The following is a 17,419-nucleotide window of genomic DNA, read 5'->3' as shown; positions in this document are numbered from 1 at the left end:
GTTGTATTGTCGACATGAATACTATTTCATTATTGTATGTATGACATTTTTGTCGTATCTGTGTTTTTTGCTTCTCCTTGATTTTGGTTACGTTATTTTCTTCTTTTAGGTATAGACTTTGAGTTTTATACTGTAGTAAAGAAGTCTGTTTTCCTATTGCACTAAAGTATTCTCATGAGTGTTTTTTTCTATTATTATAAGAAAGTTTGCAAATAATTGTGAGCACTGTTTAGAATTGTCACAGAATGTATGAGTTTTGTATTAGATGTCTGCTTTACTAGAGTAATGAAACATAAGACCCGCCCGTGGAGGAACGGGGCGGGTCTGACGTGAAACCAGCGGAAGTGGAGTGGCGGTTATTTTTTAGTTTTTGGTGCTTCGAATACGCTGATTTCAGGCAATTTTCCTTTATATGGTTCTATTTGAACCAAACTGGTATTTGCGACTACGGCTTGCGCCAACTTTGAACTTCCCTTATCCAAAGTGAGGACGTTGGCACTGCCGTATGCGCACAGGGATTTCGGGTTGCCGGGTTCTACAGGATCATACCATCCTCCTTCGCATAGGCGCACAACACCTTGGCGAATGTTATCCGTTACCAGTGCTCCAGCCAAAACTTGTCCACGATCGTTGAAGACGCGTACGACATCGCCGTTTTTAATGCCGCGTTTCTCTGCGTCAATTTTGTTGATCCACATCGGTTCACGGCCTTGGATCGTGTAGAGTTTGCGCAATTCCTTTACATGGTTGTTCTGGGAGTGCAGCCGATGCCGCGGGTGCGAAGTCAGCAGATGTAACGGGTAAGTCTTGGCTTTTTTGCATCCAAGCCATTCGGCCGGTTCAATCCATGATGGGTGCGCTTTGCAGTCATCGTAACCCATCTTTTTAATAGTCCTTGAGAATATTTCGATTTTTCCGGAGGGAGTTCCGAGCGGTTCAAGTAACGGATCTTCACGAAAATCGCTGTAACGAACCCAGTCTTTGGCTGATTCTGGAACTTTAAATTCTAGGATTTCGCCTTTGTCCCAGAATTCTTTAAAGGGAGGCATGCTTATCCCTTTACGTTTTCCATCTGCGGCGGCCTGATTGTAAAAGGATTCGAGCCATTGCATTCCCGTTTTTCCTTCTGTGAACTTGCTTCCGATACCGAGTTTTTCAGCCACAAAGGCAAATGCTTCATAAGTTGGCTTTGATTCATATAACGGTTCAATGGCGGGTTTGAGAGGGATCAGGAAACGGCCGTCTTCGCTGGTGGTTATGTCAGCGTATTCTGCCGGGGTGGAGATGGGCAACACGATGTCGGCCATACGTGCTGTGGGGGTCCAAAACATTTCGTGGACTACGATGCATTCAGGCTTTTGCCATGCGCGAACAGCGGATTCACGTTGCGGTTGGCGGGTATGGGAGTTTCCATATCCGTTGTATACCATTTTGATGTCAGGATAGGTGATCTTGCGTCCATTGTAATCAATGGTTTTACCAGGATTGAGCAGCATATCAATATTGCGTGCTGTCGGTATCGGAGCGGGGGCTCCTTTGGGAGTTTTGCCGCCTGACATGCCTGGTACGCCCGGGGCATTTGCAAACGGGGTGCCCTGACTGGAGTATGTGTGTCCAATGCTGAATCCGCCGCCGGGCAGGCCAATTTGACCCAGCATGCATGCCAGAGTTACCAGCATCCAGTGTGGCTGTTCACCGTGGTCAGCCCGTTGGATTCCCCAGCCGCTCATTAGTATTGATCTGTTTTTAGAAATGGTTTCTGCTAGTTCACGGATGGTTTTTGCCGGAACTCCACATACAGATTCAGCCCACTCAGGTGTTTTAGGGATGCCGTCTGACTCACCGAGAAGATAGGGCAGGAATTTATCAAATCCGGTGGTGTATTCGTCAATAAAAGTTTTATCGGTCAAGCCCTTATCTTGAATGACATGAGCTACGCCAAGCATCATGGCAACATCCGTGTTGGGGCGGGGCGCGATCCATTCTCCTCCGAGTTCCTGAATGGATTCACTGCGGGTAGGATCAATAAAGATCATGCGCTTGCCGCGTTTTTTTAGTTCCTTGAAATATTCAATTCCCTTATGCGTTGGCGCAGGCCATGATATACGCAGGGTGTTCATGGGGTTACCGCCCCAAATGACAACAACATCAGAATTTTCGACGATGACTGGCCATGAGGTCTGCTGGCTGTATACTTCCATGTTGCCCACAACATGGGGCATGATAACTTGAGATGCTCCAGTGGAATAATCACCCATGGCGCGCACAAATCCCCCCATCATGTTGGAGAGGCGGTTCATGCACGCTCCTGCACTGTTTACTTTACCAAGCATGTACCAGCCGCTTGGAGTAGCATACACGGCGTCCTGGCCGTACTCTTTTTGAATACGCTTTAGGTTTTGAGCGATCAATTCAGCGGCCTTATCCCAACTGACTCGAACGAATTCTCCCTTTCCCCGTTTTGAAGCGTCGGATTTGTGTCCGTTCTTCAGGAAATCCTTACGGACCATGGGATACTTTACGCGAGCAGGGGAGTGTACAAATCCCGGCATGTTGGTCGTCATTTCGTTTACAGAACAGTCCTTATCAAAGGGTTCAGCTTTAATGATCCGGCCGTTCTCAGCATGCAGTTTGCAAATACCCCAGAAAGTCGCACACGATCCGCTGTTTGCTCCCGTGGCGGAAGCATAGGCTGAACTGATCAACATGGAAGGTCCGAGTAGTGATGCGGTTACTCCGGCAGCAGCATATCCTAAAAATTTGCGCCGGGAGAGTCCTTGGGGGTTAGTTTGTTTTGATTTAGTCACACCATCCTCCTTTTATTGTTTTTAGCTGGCTTTAGCAGCATTATTGGAAGTCCAGTCGGGCGTTAACGGTAGTTGTAGAATTCTTCGGGTAAGTGAGGCCAGGGACGCGTAAAATTTGCTACGGTCATTGTTTTCACAGGCGTTTAGGAATTGTGGGAACCATACATTGATGTGATCCCTGATAAATTTTTCATGGTATTCGTCCCATGATTTGTCAGGATTCAGGTATGAATTTTCTTCAAGGTATGCCAGAAATTCCAGCTGAATAGCTGCATGATCGGCAGGTTCGGTGCAGCAGGGCTCAAGGCCCATTTTGCATTCAGCCATGAGTTTTAGGCATTGGTCGATGCACTGCATTTGAGTTCCGTCGGATGCTTCCGACCATGCATGTTGATGTGGAGGGGCCGATTTAGGCCCTCCCACGCCGTGAAACAGCCATGAAAATGCTGATGCGAAATCAAGAGTCGTATCAGCAGACGGTTGGCGGTTATGTAGCAGTTGTTTTATCTGTTCCAGTTCAATGGCTTCCGGGAAGGCCTCCTGAAACTGTTCAAGAAGTTCTTTTCCAGCGTTGTTCTTGTAGTTTTCAACTTCTTTGAGAGTGAGTTCGCGCATAAACAAAGTTGATAACCAACGTAGAAGCAGTATTCTGTGTTCAGTTTGATTCAAGGTTTCGTTCTGCATGATCTTTCCTTATTTATGAGTGGGATTGTCCGACAATGTCTGAAGCCCTTAATTGTAGATATTTCAGCAAGAAACGCGCATTGTTTTTGCTCAGGGAAACGCGGTTGCCCATGGATTTTATCCCGCCGATCCATTGGTTTGCAGTGAAGTGGGTAGCCGGAGTCTGGGCGTGGCAGCCCCCGCATGCTGCGGAATGAAGTTCACTGCCGTATTCGTTAAGCCGATTGATATCGGAAAGAAATTGGCCCCCTTTTATCCAGCAGTCGAATTCGGCTGTGTTCCAGCAGAGGCCTGTATCGGTATCGACTATGGGAGGACCGCTTATTACTTTGTCCAGAGCGCTTTTGCTGAGTGCAACAGAGAATATGCGGCGACCGCTTTTTTCGCAGATTACCCTTTCAGCACCGACTTGCTGCCATCCTTGGATGCGTACTTTGGCCCAGTCTCCGGATGTTTCAATTACTTCAAGTTTGGTGAGGGGAAGCACCCGTCCTGCTTTAGGGCCATCCTTTTCCATGTAACAGGAGGTTATGCTTATGGGGTAAACTGCTTCGGCATTGAAGTCCCCGTTTTGGGCGTCTTCCTTAATCTCTTCGTAAAGCATTCGGAATCCTGCTGAGAGGTCCGGCATTGTATGGGCAATTCCTTTATGGCAGTCGATGCAGGTTTGGCCTTCTTCCAAGCCTTTCTTCATTGTCTTTACGGAATCAGCTTTTTTGAATGCGGCAAAATCAAATGCTTCCACGTGGTGGCAGTTTTTACATTCACGGGAATCGTTTTCTTTGAAATCCTTCCAAACATTTTTTGCCAGTCTTAGTCTGTTTTTTTCAAATTTTTCAGGGGTATCAATGGTTCCCTTCATCCAGCTGACAATTTCAGTCAGTGATGCTGCTTTTCGTTTAAGCATAGGGAAGACAGCCTGCGGAACATGACAGGATGAGCATTTCGCCCTGACCCCGGAAGGGTTGGAAAAATGCTTTGTTTTTTTGAATTCAGGGAAGACTGTTTGTTTCATAGTGTGGCAGGACAAGCACAATCCATTTCCATCACCATCACCTTCATTTTTTATTGTCCCGGCTCCGGCTCCGACGGCGACAAAGATGCATAGCAGTGCATAGACTGATCCTTTTTTTAACCACCGAAGTCTGTGTCTTCCTGCTTTTTGTTTGTTTGCCATTAATAATCTCCTCTTATCCTTTTTCAGGGTGTTTCGCCCTGAGGTCGGCAAAGCAAGTAGGGTGCCATGGCTTTTGAAATTCTTTTTCTCATTAAATCAAGTGTTTGGTGAGAGTGTCTTTTTGTTAAACAAACAATAAAAGTGGAATGCTCCAGTAAAACGGGAGATCTTCCAATTGATTTGGATGTGGAAGGGTGATCTTGGTGAGTTTATCTGCGGTGTTTTATTTACTCGCTATCACTAATATAAGTGGGGATTGTGTGCTTCGAGGACTGCGTGAACTGCGCTTTGAGTTTTCCTTAATTGTTAGAATCGAGGAGATATCAGTTTCCATAAAAATTGGAAGGCAACATAGAAAACAGATAGGGGCGGTTCCATTTTTTTTGGAAAAGAAGTGTTTTTTTGTTGAGATGATTTTTCTTATGTGTCAGAAATTAAAGAGATATTTTGGTTTTTAGGTTTGGTTTGATCTTTGCTTTAGTTTGATCAAAACACTAAACCAGGGGGGAACTTTTCGTGACTACAATGAATTTATCCACAGCTGATGCGTATAGGGCGATAGGTAAGTACTCTTTTGAAGAATTTATTGAGATGGCTAGGTTGTTTCATAATTATCCGGCTCCGGGGCTTCTTGTGGGTGGGTATATGGTGACCGAAGCTTTGCGGTATATGCCGGAAGATGTTCTATACGAGGCTATTTCGGAAACGTCATGGTGCCTTCCTGATGCTATTCAAATGTTGACTCCCTGTACCATTGGAAATGGTTGGATGCGGGTCATGAATTTTGGAATTTACGGCATGAGCTTATACGATAAGTTCACCGGTGAAGGGGTTCGGGTGTGGCTTGATCTCGAAAAGATTCCCGAAGATTCTGAAATTCGTGTCTGGTTTTTAAAAGCTAAACCCAAGAAGGATCAGGATTCAGAGTTATTGAGGCATGAGATTGGTGTTTATGGTCCGGATATCCTTTCCATTAAAAGAATAAATGTTGCCGAGGGTCAGCTCGTTAAGCGTAGCAAGGGAGATATTGCAATCTGCCCCAGATGTAATGAGGCATACCCGGTTGTTCATGGCACGATTTGCCGATCCTGCAGAGGTGAGTCTCCATATTTGCCTACAGCAGTATCTGAGAGCGTTCTCTATCCGGTTCCGGAACAGGTTAAGATTTTGAATGCAGAAGAAGCTGTCGGAAAAGAAGCAGCCCATGACATGACTCAGATTATTCCCGGTGAGGATAAAGGAGCTGCTTTCCGCAGGGGGCATACTTTCGATGTTGGTGACTTGTGCAGATTGCAGCAGATGGGGAAGAACCGGATTTTTATTCAAGAGGATGAGCTTGGCGAGGACTGGGTGCACGAAGACGAATGTGCAAAGGCTTTTGCTGAGGCGATGTCTGGATCTGGCGTCACCATTGGAGGGGAGCCGCATGAAGGCAAGGTAACACTTAAGGCCGAGAGCGATGGTTTACTGGTTGTTGATCGTAGTAGATTGAATGCTTTCAACCTTAGTCCCGGAGTCATGTCTGCTTCTAGAAAAGGGTGGACTGTTGTGCGCAAGGGGGCCGAGATTGCAGGAACAAGAGCTATCCCGCTTTATATGCAGCGCAGTGATTTTACTGCGGCAATGCGTGTTCTGGATCAGGGGCCTATCTTTAAAATTCTGCCTATGAAAAAGGCTAAAGTAGGTATTTTGATTACCGGCAATGAGGTTTTTGATGGAACCATTGAAGATCGTTTTGAAGAAACTTTGCGTACCAAGTTGGCTGGTTTTGAATGTTCTGTAGTTGATGTTGTTTTTGCTCCGGATGAGCGAGATACAATTTGTAATGCAGCGCTGAAGCTGCAGGAAGCAGAATGTGATTTGATCATTACAACAGCGGGCCTTTCGGTTGACCCTGACGATCTTACACGACATGGTCTTGTTGATGCGGGAGCGCGTGATTTGATTTATGGCGCACCGATCCTTCCAGGGGCAATGACTTTGCTTGGAAAGATCGGCAATGCAAATTTGATTGGTGTTCCTGCCTGTGCTTTGTTTTTTAAGCGCACAAGTTTTGACTTGCTGCTCCCCAGATTGTTGTCAGGGGTTGATATTACCAGGGCCGATCTTGCAGAAATGGGAGATGGCGGTATGTGTCTGGGCTGTACTAATTGCACCTTTCCCAAGTGTTCGTTTGGGAAATAATAACCAGTTGAGTGATGAATCGAATATTTATAGCGTTTGTGTTGGCTCTAGTCCTGTTGATGGCTACGTCATGTATTCCTTCTGACGTGCAGAATCCACTCACTGAAGAAGAAAAGGAGTGGATTGCGCGTAACAGAGATATGCGAGTTGGGGTTTCTTTTCATTACCCTCCGTATGAAGAATACGGCATCAAGGACAAGTATGAAGGACTAAGCGCAGACTATATTCGGTTGGTCAATGAGAAAACAGGATTAGGTTTTGTTCCTGTAAGGTTCAGGAACAGGGGTGAAGTGCTGCATGCGGTTGAACTGGGGGATGTTGATGTTATCGCAGCTCTTGAGATGACCGATGACCGTAGGAAATTTCTCGACTTCACCCAGCCTTATGTCAATGTCCCTGCTGCGATAATTACCCGCAAGGAATTCAAGGATGAGTTAACACTTGAAAAACTAGGAGGTATGCGGATCGGTGTAACTGTATCACCTGAATTCGACAGTTATCTTCTGAAGCATTACCCCGGTGATTATACTATCGTTCCAATGAGCGGGGGGTATATCGGGGGATTACGGTCTTTAGCTGTCGGAGATGTGGATGCCTTGATTTGTGATATGGCCCTGGCCTCTCGCTATATAGCCAATGCGCGTATCAGCAACCTGAGAATTGCAGGAATTACTAATTATAGCATTGATCTGCGGATAGCTTCTCTTAAAGATAAGCCTGTCCTTGGACAGATACTCCGCAAGGGACTGGCAATGATACTCCCTCATGAACGTCAGGTTATTGAGGAAAAATGGCTGACTCTACATTATAGACCCATCTGGACTAACTGGAAGTTCTGGATGGGTCTTTTGTCTGTTCTGGGGATAGTCTTGGGGATAGTTGTTCTGGTTTTGGTCTGGAATAGAAGTTTAAAGAAGCAGGTTAACCAGAGAACTGCAGCTCTTTTTTCTATAAATAAGGTTTTGTTGGGATCACTTGAATGCCGCACTGAACTGGACGTCATGACTCAATGTTTAGTTGAGGCAAAGTCGATTTCGTATAGTGAGCAGGCTTTTTGGGGAGAGATAGAAAGAAAAGAGTTGGTTCCTTTTCTGCATACGGAAGGAGAAGGGAATTCTGCTTTGAGGAGCGAGTTAAGGGGAAAGGGAATCGCGTTGGGGCAGGAGCAGATTGAGATGCTTTCCAATGGGCAGGTGGCTCTTTTATCAATTGCCGAGGCTGGCCGTGATCCGAACCACCTGATAATTGTTCCCCTTCAGGTTATTGATGGAATTCCTATGCGGGTTATTGCTGTTATGCGGAAAAACAGAATGTACATTTCCGCTGAAATTGCATTACTGGTTGAGGTCCTTTTTGCTTTTGAAGAAGCCTTGCAGCGTAAGCGGGCTGAAATTTCACTGCATGAGAAGGAACTTCAGCTTCAGAGTGTTCAGCGTATGGAGGCCTTAGGGAACCTTGCCGGTGGGATCGCGCATGACTTTAACAATATTCTTGGGGTAATTATTTCCAGCTGTGAGTTGATAGAAATTTTTCACACAGATGCCAGTACGGAAATTCAATCCAAGGTGAATGCTTCGCTTGCTGCAGCTTATAGGGGGCGGGATCTGGTAAGTCAGATTTTAACCTTCACCAGAAAGGGGCATGAAGAAGTCCGGTCATTGAGGGTGGGTCCTATTGTCGCGGAAACAGTCCGGTTCCTGCAGGCTTCCCTGTCTGCTTCTGTAAAAATTAATTATTCCATTGTGGACCCGGAACCCATTGTTTTTGCAGATCCTACTCAAGTCCATCAGGTCCTGATGAACCTATGTACCAATGCTGCCCATGCCATGGAAGTTTCGGGAGGGCTGCTGTCGATTTCTGTTACTTCGAAGAATATTCAAAGTGAGCATGAGATTGAAGGATTGTCCCGGAAAGGGTTGCACCTTGTCCTTGAGGTTCGTGATTCCGGGGAAGGTATCCAGCCTGATGAACTTGCACGAATTTTTGATCCGTTTTTTACAACAAAATGTCCCGGCAAAGGAACAGGACTGGGACTTGCCGTGGTTCAGGGGATTGTAAAGTCCTGGGGCGGGGCGGTTGTGGTTGAAAGTATCCCGGCCAAGGGGACTGTTTTCAGGATTTTAATGCCGGCCGAGCGGGAAGGAGAGAATGTTTCAGCTCCCTTGCTGGACGGCATGGAGCTAGGAAAAGGGACGGGCAGTATCCTTTTAGTGGATGATGAGCAGGATCTGGTTTTATCCTGTTCGGAATTTTTGACAGGCTTAGGATATACGGTCTGTTCGGAAACAGACAGTCAAAAAGCATATCGGCTTTTCATGCAGAAGCCGGAGAATTTTGACCTGATCATCACGGATTACAATATGCCCGGTCTTAACGGAGCCCGGCTGTCTGAAAAGGTGTTGGATGAAAAGAGTGATATCCCCATAATTATGTGCAGCGGATATAGTGATTCTTTTGATTCGAGTGCGGCAATATCCATAGGAATCAGGGAGTATCTTAAGAAACCTGTAAGTCTTAAGGAGTTGGCTTTAGCTGTTCGAAGATACATAGAGCCTGGATTTAAATAAAAACCGTTTTGGTAAAATGGAGGCATGATATGGCAAAGGTTCTTGTAATTGATGATGATCCCTTAGCCTGCAACTCGCTTATGGAATTAGCACGTAAGATGGGACACGAAGCAGAGTGTGCATTGTGTATCAGGGATGGACTCCAGAAAAATACGACCGGGGAGTTTGATGTTGTTTTTTTGGATATCAGGCTTCCGGACGGTAACGGATTGGATATACTTCCGCAGCTCAGGGAACACGAAGCGTCTCCCGAGGTAATAATTCTTACCGGTCTCGGCGATCCTGACGGGGCTGAGTTGGCTATCCGCAGTGGAGCATGGGATTATTTACAGAAACCCCTTTCTCCCAAAAAAATAATGCTGCCCTTGCAGCGGGTTCTCAAGTATCGCAGTAATCTTCATGAATCTATTGCCTCAAACTTTTCTGTAAAACGATGTGGTGTAATCGGCAACAGCTCTGCAATCAGGCAAGCGCTGGAAAAGCTTGGAACTGCGGCACAGAGCGAAGCAAGCCTGCTCATCACAGGTGAAACCGGTACCGGAAAAGAACTCTTTGCCAGAGCCTTGCACGAGAACAGCCGAAGAGCACAAAGGCCGTTTGTAATAGTGGACTGTGCCTCCATTCCATCCACGCTGTTGGAAAGTACTCTTTTTGGTCATGTGAAAGGGGCGTTTACTGGAGCAGAGAATGCAAGCAAGGGTTTAATACTGGAAGCAGACCGGGGCACGCTTTTTTTGGACGAAATAGGAGAGATGCCACTTGAGTTACAAAAAAAATTACTCCGGGTCTTGCAGGAAAAAAAATACCGTCCTGTCGGTGGAAGTCAGGAAGTTTCAAGTGATTTTCGCCTTGTGGCTGCGACTCATCGCGATCTCATCAGTATGTCTCAGAAAGGGGTATTTCGTAATGACCTTTTATATCGTCTTGGAGCAATGACCATAAAACTTCCGTCTTTGCGTGAACGTAGGAATGATATTGAAGAGTTGGTATGCAGTTTTACTGAGCGTATATGTAAAAAAAATTCAATAATACCCAAAACATTTTCTACTGATTGTATTGAGGTGCTGGGGCGTTACGAGTGGCCTGGAAATGTTCGGGAGCTTGCCAATGTAATTGAAAATGCCATTGTTGCTGCCTCCAGCTGTAAAGAAGTTTTTGCTAAACACCTTCCGGAAAGAGTCCGGATTGCAACTTTGAAGAGTTCACTCACTCCTCGTGAAGCAGGTAATGATGAATTCTGTATGGAAAAAGAGATTGTTAGCTACAAGGAGTTCCGTCAGCAAGTTATGGAACAAGCCGATAAGGATTACTTTGTCCGTCTTATGGAAATTGTCGATGGGGATGTGGAAAAAGCGTGTGTTGTTTCGGAGTTGGGCAAAAGTAGGGTTTATGCTCAACTAAAGTTGCACGGCATTGATAAGAAGTAGTTTCCAATTATATCGGAGTAGACAATGGGTGAGAAGATTCTTTCTTCCAAAAGTAGTGGAAAGTTGAGAATGTTTAAATGCTTAAATGTCTGAAATTGTTATTTTTATGTTCTGGCACGACAATTGATAGGCTTTACCCGTGACATGAGTCGTTCGCAGTTAAAGCTCGAACAGATAAACGATTGAGGGTAAACAATGAAAGAAAAAGAAGCAGAACAAGTAGATGCTAAGGGAAGTGTTAAAAGAAGAAGCTTCCTCAAATGGAGTGCTGCCCTTGGTGGGGTAGCTGCAGTGTCGGGTGCAGGAATGTTTTACGGACTTCGCCCGGTGGAAAGTGATGAACCTGTCTCTGATAAGGTCGTCTGGACATCATGTAACGTAAACTGCGGCAGTCGCTGTGCTTTACGTGCCCATGTGAAGGACGGAGTCGTCACCAGAATTGAAACCGACGACAAAGGGGATGACGCTTACGGAAATCATCAGGTCAGGGCTTGTCTTAGAGGGCGTTCAATGCGTCATAGGATTTATGCTCCTGACAGGTTGAAATATCCCATGAAACGCGTCGGCAAGCGGGGCGAAGGAAAGTTTAAGCGAATTTCTTGGGATGAAGCTCTGGATGGAGTCGCTAAAAGTCTTGGTGATACCATTAACAAATGGGGTAATGAATCTGTCTATTTAAATTATGGAACAGGTAACCTTGGTGCGGTCCTTTCTAAGTCATGGCCGACCGGTTCCACTCCCGTTGCCCGCCTAATGAACACTCTTGGAGGGTATCTGAATCAGTACGGGACATACAGTGATGCCCAGATTGATATGGCCTTGCCGTACACATTCGGTGACGGTTGGGTTCGTGGGAACACTCTTTCCGACATTGTAAACAGCAAACTTGTTGTATTGTTCGGTAATAACCCGGCTGTAACACGTATGAGTGGTGGCGGTCTTGTACATGATATTACTCAGGCAAGAAAAAATGGCTATGCAAAGATCATAGTTATTGACCCCCGTTTTACCGATACGGCGACGACCCTTGCTGATGAGTGGATTCCCGTCAAACCGGGCACCGATGCAGCCCTGATCTGCGCATTGGCTTATGTCATGATCACAGAGGATATTGTTGATCATGATTTTATTAAGCGTTGCACCGTGGGCTATGATGAAGAGTCAATGCCCGAGGGTGTTCCTGCTGGAAATTCCTATAAATCTTATATCTTAGGAAAGGGCAAGGACGGCCAGCCTAAAACCCCTGAATGGGCTGCCAAGATTACAGGTGTTCCGGCCCGTCGTATCGTACAGTTGGCTCGTGAGATTGCTCAGGCAAAACCATGTTATATCTCACAAGGTTGGGCTGTTCAGCGTCAGGCTAACGGAGAGCAGAACTGCCGCGCAGTAAGTATGCTTCCCATTTTGACAGGTAATGTAGGTGTTCAAGGTGGTAATACCGGTGCGCGTGAAAGTGGCTACGGTGTTCCTTTTGCCAAGTTTCCTGTTCTTGAAAACCCTGTGAAAACAGCCATTTCCTGTTTCATGTGGACCGATGCAATTGAGCGCGGAACTGAAATGACTGATCTCAAGGACGGGGTTAAGGGACGCAAGAAGCTGAAGGCACCCATCAAGTTTATCTGGAACTACGCCGGAAACTGTCTCATTAACCAGCATTCGGATTGTAACAGAACCTCCGAGATTTTAGCTGATGACAGCAAGTGCGAGACTATTGTTGTCATTGATAACTTTATGACCCCCAGTGCGAAGTTTGCAGACTATTTGCTGCCTGCAACTACGAACTTGGAAGAGGATGATTTTGCTCCTCAAGGTTTTGCCTCGGAAATGGGCTACGTGATTTTTGCCGAGAAAGTTATTGAGCCGCTTTTCGAAAGCCGCACCATCTATGACATTTGTGCCGGAGTTGCTGAACGGCTTGGCGCTGGCAAAAAGTATACTGAGGGTCGGACCAGAGAGCAGTGGGTTGAATATATCTATTTGCAATCCCGTAATAAACTGCCGGATCTTCCGCCGACGTTGGGTGAAGCGTTCAAGATGGGAATATACAAAAGTAAAAATCCCGGACTCCCTCCAGTTCCATATAAAAAATTCAGGGAAGATCCTGAAAACAACCCGGTTAAAAGCCCTTCAGGCAAGTTGGAGATTTTTTCCAAGCGCCTTTGGGAAATCGGAAAGACATGGGAACTTCCTGAAGGTGATGTTATTAGCGGGCTGCCGGAATATGTCCCTACCTGGGAGGGCGTGTCCGATCCCTTGAAGAAAAAATACCCTCTCCAGCTGATTGGTCATCATTACAAGCAGCGGACTCACTCAACTTACGGAAACGTTGACTGGTTGAAAAAAGTGGCACCGCAGGAATTGTGGATTAACACCATTGATGCGGCGGAAAGAGGAATTGCTCATGGCGATGAAGTCAAGGTCTTCAATAATCGAGGGGCTGTCATCGTCAAGGCCAAGGTTACTCCGCGTATGATGCCCGGTGTGCTTAGCCTGCCTGAAGGAGCATGGTATACCCCCGGTGCAAACGGAACAGACAAAGGCGGATGCGTGAATGTGCTGACCACATTACGCACCTCTCCGTTGGCAAAGGGAAATCCCCAACATACCAATCTGGTTCAGGTTGAAAAAGCATAAGAGGGGACTGACAAATGATAAAGAGACCTGCATTTTATATAGATATGGATGCCTGCACCGGGTGTAAGACATGCATGATCGCCTGTATTGATAAAAATGACCTTCCGGACAATGTGCTTTTCAGGCGCGTTACCGAATATGCCGGTGGAGATTGGGTCCGTAAGTCTGATGGGACTTATGAACAGGATGTTTTCGCCTATTATCTTTCAATTTCTTGCAACCATTGTGAAAATCCGATCTGTGTGCGTTCCTGCCCAACTCAGGCCATGCATAAAGATGAAAACGGAATTGTCAGTGTGGACCATAATAAGTGTGTTGGCTGCCGTTATTGTGAATGGGGATGTCCTTATTCTGCTCCTCAGTATCTTTCTGAAAAAGGAAAGATGGGGAAATGTGACCTATGCCGGGATTACCTTGCGGAAGGTAAGGAACCCGCTTGTGTCTCCGCATGCCCGCTGCGTGCCTTGGAGTTTGGAGAATATGAAGATTTGGTTGCAAAATATGGAAAGTTGCAGGTGGTGGCGCCTCTTCCTGATTCATCCATTACCCTCCCCAATTTGCTGCTGACCCCCAACCGAAATGCGCAGCCGGCAGGTTCGCGTGCCGGTAAGATTCGAAACCCCGAGGAGGTGTAATGATGCTCTTTCACGAATGGAGTTTAGTTCTTTTCACTGTCCTGGCTCAGGCGGCGATAGGTATGCTTCTGGTTTCCGAACTTGCAAGAATGGTTACCGGGAATCACGCAGGAAAGGCATTCTCATGGCAGCTTCCGGTTGTATGTGTCGTAGCTGTGTCGTCTTTGATCTTCTCTTTGACACATCTGGGAACACCAACCCACAGCTTCTTTACCATTATGAATATTGGCTCTTCATGGTTAAGCAGGGAAATTGTGGCAACTGGAGCTTTTGTGGCTTTTGCTTTGGGACTGGCCTGCGTCCGTATGAAAAGTCATGAAAACAAGGCTACGTTTTTGTCTGCCGGGGCTATAATACTTGGATTAGGGTCTGTTTATGCCATGTCCAGAGTTTACATGCTTAAAACTGTTCCTGTCTGGGATGGATTATCCACCATGCTTGGTTTCTATGGAACTATGCTTGTAGTTGGAGCTGTTGCCGGAGGAATAGTCTTTGCCGTGCAGAGTAGGCGTGTCCTTGAACTCAGTAAAGAAGACCGCGATTTGGCAATGAAAGTGTTTATTTTCGCAGCCGTCTCGGGCGTAGGACTGAAATTCGTAGGAATTCCTTTGGATATGATAAGCCTTGATGCAAGCAATAGTCTCGGGGTTTCTGGACTCAGCATACTTGTTTCAAGCGGGCTCGGCCTGTTGGTTGTCAGGACGCTACTCTTGTTTGTCGGGATAGTGCTGTTCGTCTGGGGGGCTTACAAGGTGTCCATTACTGATGGATACAGCTCAATGCTGACATTCGGGATTTGCGCCTGTGCTTTTGTCTTTGCCGGCGAAGTTCTGGGTAGGCTTATGTTTTATGGTACCTACTTGAGAGTGGGGCTTTAATTTATAAAAAAGGGTCCGGATTTATTCCGGACCCTATGAGCAGCTTATGGATAAGACAGAAAAATATATGGCGGTCTCAATTCTTTGTGGTTTTATGAGCAAGGTGTTTTTGCATTCTCCGGAAGTTGACCAGTTGAATCAGTTTGACGCGGGGGAACTCTTATCTGAATGGGCTTTAGAGGGTGACGTTAAAGCCTTGGGAGAGAGGTTTAGTAAAGTTGTAGAAAAGGAACAGAAAAATATTAAGAGCTTGCAAGATGATTATCATTCCTTGTTTGTTCATCCGGAGTCGTCTGTTCCTATGTGGGAGTCTGTCTGGACAACCAAAGAGCGTCTGTTGTTCGGAGAACCAACTTTTGAAGTGCGTGAATTATATAACGTTCACGGCCTTGCTGCACCGAATATCAATATAGAGCCGGACGACCATATTGGGCTTGAGCTGGGGTTCATGGCTTATCTATTTCTTAATGCCGCTCAGGCTGAGAGCGTTGAAAGTGATAGGTCTCCGGAATTATATGTTAACGATGCCCGTGAGTTCGCGCAAAACCATCTAAGCAAATGGGCTTTGCCGTGCCTTGTTGAGGTCCGTTCTAAAGCTTCTACTGAATATTACAGACGTTTTGCTGAGTTTTGCGCAGCTGTAATTGGTTCTTTAGAGGATGTTTTTGCTGAATAAGTAAACTGGATAGGACAATGACGTTCAAGCCGGAAATCAACAATAAGAAGTGCCTCCGCTATAAGGCTGGAGAGTGTGTTGAATGTTATGAGGCATGCCCATCCAGTGCAATTGAGCTCAAGGGGGTGCCTGAGCTGAATTACAGCCGCTGTGTATCATGCGGTACTTGTGCCGCGGTTTGTCCCAGTGGTGCTTTGTCTCATCCGGCAGTCGCGAAACTTCCTGATTTTTCTCACCTCCCTGACAACACCTTGGGCATCCGTATCGGTTGCCATGCTATCCCCACATCTAAGAAAGATGGAGTGTGGCAGCTGTCCGGATGTCTTTCCTCGCTTAGTCTGGGTGCCCTTGCGCAGTTCTTGTCTCTGGGCACCCAGATTACCCTTTTACATGGGAATTGTGCGCAATGTGAAAAGGGAGACGGTGCGGTCGTTTTATCTAAAAATATGAAAATACTTTCTTCTTTTTGCCCGGAGATGAAGGGAAAGATTAAGAGCTCTAGAGTAAAAAAAGGGGCAATGATTTCAAAGAATCAAGTGTCGCGGCGAGGCTTCATAGGAATGCTTGCCCCTCGTAGGGATATTGTTAAAAAGAAAAAAATTACAGAGCTTGGAGTCGTTGAAGCTGAGGGAACTGTGCGGGAAAGATTCCATAAGGCTTTGCAGCTTCTTCCTTGTACCGGAATGCTTCCAGAAAATTTCCATATTTCTAAAGTGTCGGCGACCTCCTCTTGTACGGGGTGTGGCGCTTGTGCAAAGATCTGTTCTGTTAATGCATTGGAGCTTGTCCGAAGTGACTGTGAATTTGCGCTTCAGTTTACAGCCTGGCGATGCATTGACTGCGGTTTGTGCGAGAAGTCCTGTCTAGCTAAATGTCTCAGTCGTGAAGCTGGCGGGCTGGAGTTGCTGCAAGAAACCACACCCCGTACACTCTTTTTTTCATCGTATGAAACCTGCAAGCGGTGTGGAGCCGATGTTGTTAAACTGGAAAATGGCTACTGCCAGATCTGTGCCCGTAAGATTGGTGGGTAGTCCCCCCAAAAGTCGAATACTCTGTCACTGAATACGGCGAGACTCTCGGACCTTTAATTTTTATGATGAAGGAGTGGGGCAGAAGCATTTCGGGCTATAAAACGACCTGTTTTTAAATACTGTCTACTACCTCAGCTGCACTTCAATGTTGTTTTAGGAATGTAAATGTTCTTATCGTACTCTGTCCGCAAAGTGTCCGTAAATTTGCGTACAAAGCTCGGTAGTTTTAGGTAGTTTTCGGCAGTTTTGGAAATAGGCTGAAATAGGGGAATGGCTTATGAATCAAGGGATAACGGGCGTTCCCGGCGGAAAATTTGATCTCCCGCCAGACAATTCGTAACCAGCAGGCCGTCGGTTCAATTCCGATCGTTGGCTCCATAAAAAGTTAGGCCTTACAGTGTGTTATAGCATTGTGGGGCCTTTGGTTTTTAGGAGCGATTGAACTGAAATAGTGCGTACAATTTGCGTACTCTTGTTATTTTGTCCCGTGAAAACGGCTTTATTGCTGTGTTGGGCTACTGATTTGTGATCAGTTGGTAATCACAAAAAAAAATTTGTATAAAATAAACTGTGCGCTTTCCCCCGAAATTAGGACCACGAGTTAAGGTGGAGTCTGCGTCCTAAAAACGATAAGGAAGGACGTATGAGCAAAACAGGAAAAAGACGGAAGCATTCGGACAAATTCAAGGCCAAGATAGCTCTGGAAGCAATCCGGGGAG

Annotated in this window: 12 protein-coding genes and 1 pseudogene; 10 read left to right on the top strand and 3 right to left on the bottom strand. The window is 46.2% G+C overall.

Going from position 1 to position 17,419, the window contains the following annotated elements; all coding sequences use genetic code 11:
- Positions 1 to 356: 356 nt before the first annotated feature.
- Genes torA through D0S45_16855 form a run of 3 tightly spaced genes read right to left on the bottom strand, consistent with a single transcriptional unit; the run spans position 357 to position 4,668 of the window.
- Positions 357 to 2,807: a trimethylamine-N-oxide reductase TorA gene (gene torA, locus D0S45_16865; protein ID TIH12821.1), complete on the bottom strand. Its 2,451-nt coding sequence runs from the start codon at positions 2,805 to 2,807 to the stop codon at positions 357 to 359.
- 21 nt (positions 2,808 to 2,828) lie between these two features.
- Complete coding sequence (locus D0S45_16860) at positions 2,829 to 3,491, bottom strand: hypothetical protein (GenBank protein TIH12820.1); 663 nt, start codon at positions 3,489 to 3,491, stop codon at positions 2,829 to 2,831.
- A gap of 13 nt (positions 3,492 to 3,504) precedes the next feature.
- Positions 3,505 to 4,668, bottom strand: coding sequence for a cytochrome C (locus D0S45_16855; protein ID TIH12819.1), 1,164 nt, complete (start codon positions 4,666 to 4,668; stop codon positions 3,505 to 3,507).
- A gap of 203 nt (positions 4,669 to 4,871) precedes the next feature.
- On the opposite strand from D0S45_16855, the gene D0S45_16850 reads away from it, so the two are divergent.
- From D0S45_16850 to D0S45_16805, 10 genes and pseudogenes are all read left to right on the top strand, one after another.
- Positions 4,872 to 5,126, top strand: coding sequence for a hypothetical protein (locus tag D0S45_16850; GenBank protein TIH12818.1), 255 nt, complete (start codon positions 4,872 to 4,874; stop codon positions 5,124 to 5,126).
- 67 nt (positions 5,127 to 5,193) lie between these two features.
- Positions 5,194 to 6,852, top strand: coding sequence for a trehalose-binding protein (locus tag D0S45_16845; protein ID TIH12817.1), 1,659 nt, complete (start codon positions 5,194 to 5,196; stop codon positions 6,850 to 6,852).
- Between the two features lie 14 nt (positions 6,853 to 6,866).
- A complete protein-coding gene (locus D0S45_16840) occupies positions 6,867 to 9,419 on the top strand; it encodes a response regulator (protein TIH12816.1) in 2,553 nt (850 codons plus the stop codon).
- A 29-nt stretch (positions 9,420 to 9,448) separates the two neighbouring features.
- A complete protein-coding gene (locus tag D0S45_16835) occupies positions 9,449 to 10,846 on the top strand; it encodes a sigma-54-dependent Fis family transcriptional regulator (GenBank protein TIH12815.1) in 1,398 nt (465 codons plus the stop codon).
- A gap of 195 nt (positions 10,847 to 11,041) precedes the next feature.
- Positions 11,042 to 13,480, top strand: a complete 2,439-nt coding sequence (locus tag D0S45_16830; protein TIH12814.1) for a dimethyl sulfoxide reductase subunit A — start codon at positions 11,042 to 11,044, stop codon at positions 13,478 to 13,480.
- A 14-nt stretch (positions 13,481 to 13,494) separates the two neighbouring features.
- Positions 13,495 to 14,115: a dimethylsulfoxide reductase subunit B gene (dmsB, locus tag D0S45_16825; protein ID TIH12813.1), complete on the top strand. Its 621-nt coding sequence runs from the start codon at positions 13,495 to 13,497 to the stop codon at positions 14,113 to 14,115.
- Positions 14,115 to 14,993 carry a hypothetical protein gene (locus D0S45_16820; GenBank protein ID TIH12812.1) on the top strand — a complete coding sequence of 293 codons (879 nt, stop codon included), beginning with the start codon at positions 14,115 to 14,117 and terminating at the stop codon, positions 14,991 to 14,993. The genes dmsB and D0S45_16820 overlap by 1 nt, the downstream gene beginning before the upstream one ends.
- Positions 14,994 to 15,039: 46 nt before the next feature.
- On the top strand, positions 15,040 to 15,669 hold the full coding sequence (locus D0S45_16815; GenBank protein ID TIH12811.1) for a hypothetical protein: 630 nt from the start codon (positions 15,040 to 15,042) through the stop codon (positions 15,667 to 15,669).
- 17 nt (positions 15,670 to 15,686) lie between these two features.
- Positions 15,687 to 16,700, top strand: a complete 1,014-nt coding sequence (locus D0S45_16810; protein ID TIH12810.1) for a hypothetical protein — start codon at positions 15,687 to 15,689, stop codon at positions 16,698 to 16,700.
- Positions 16,700 to 16,816: pseudogene (locus D0S45_16805) on the top strand (transcriptional regulator). The gene D0S45_16810 and the pseudogene D0S45_16805 overlap by 1 nt, the downstream one beginning before the upstream one ends.
- Positions 16,817 to 17,419 lie beyond the last annotated feature (603 nt).

It is taken from the genome of Marinifilum sp. JC120, from assembly GCA_004923195.1.
Lineage (GTDB): Bacteria > Desulfobacterota > Desulfovibrionia > Desulfovibrionales > Desulfovibrionaceae > Maridesulfovibrio.
This window is presented reverse-complemented; position numbering and strand designations above follow the sequence as displayed.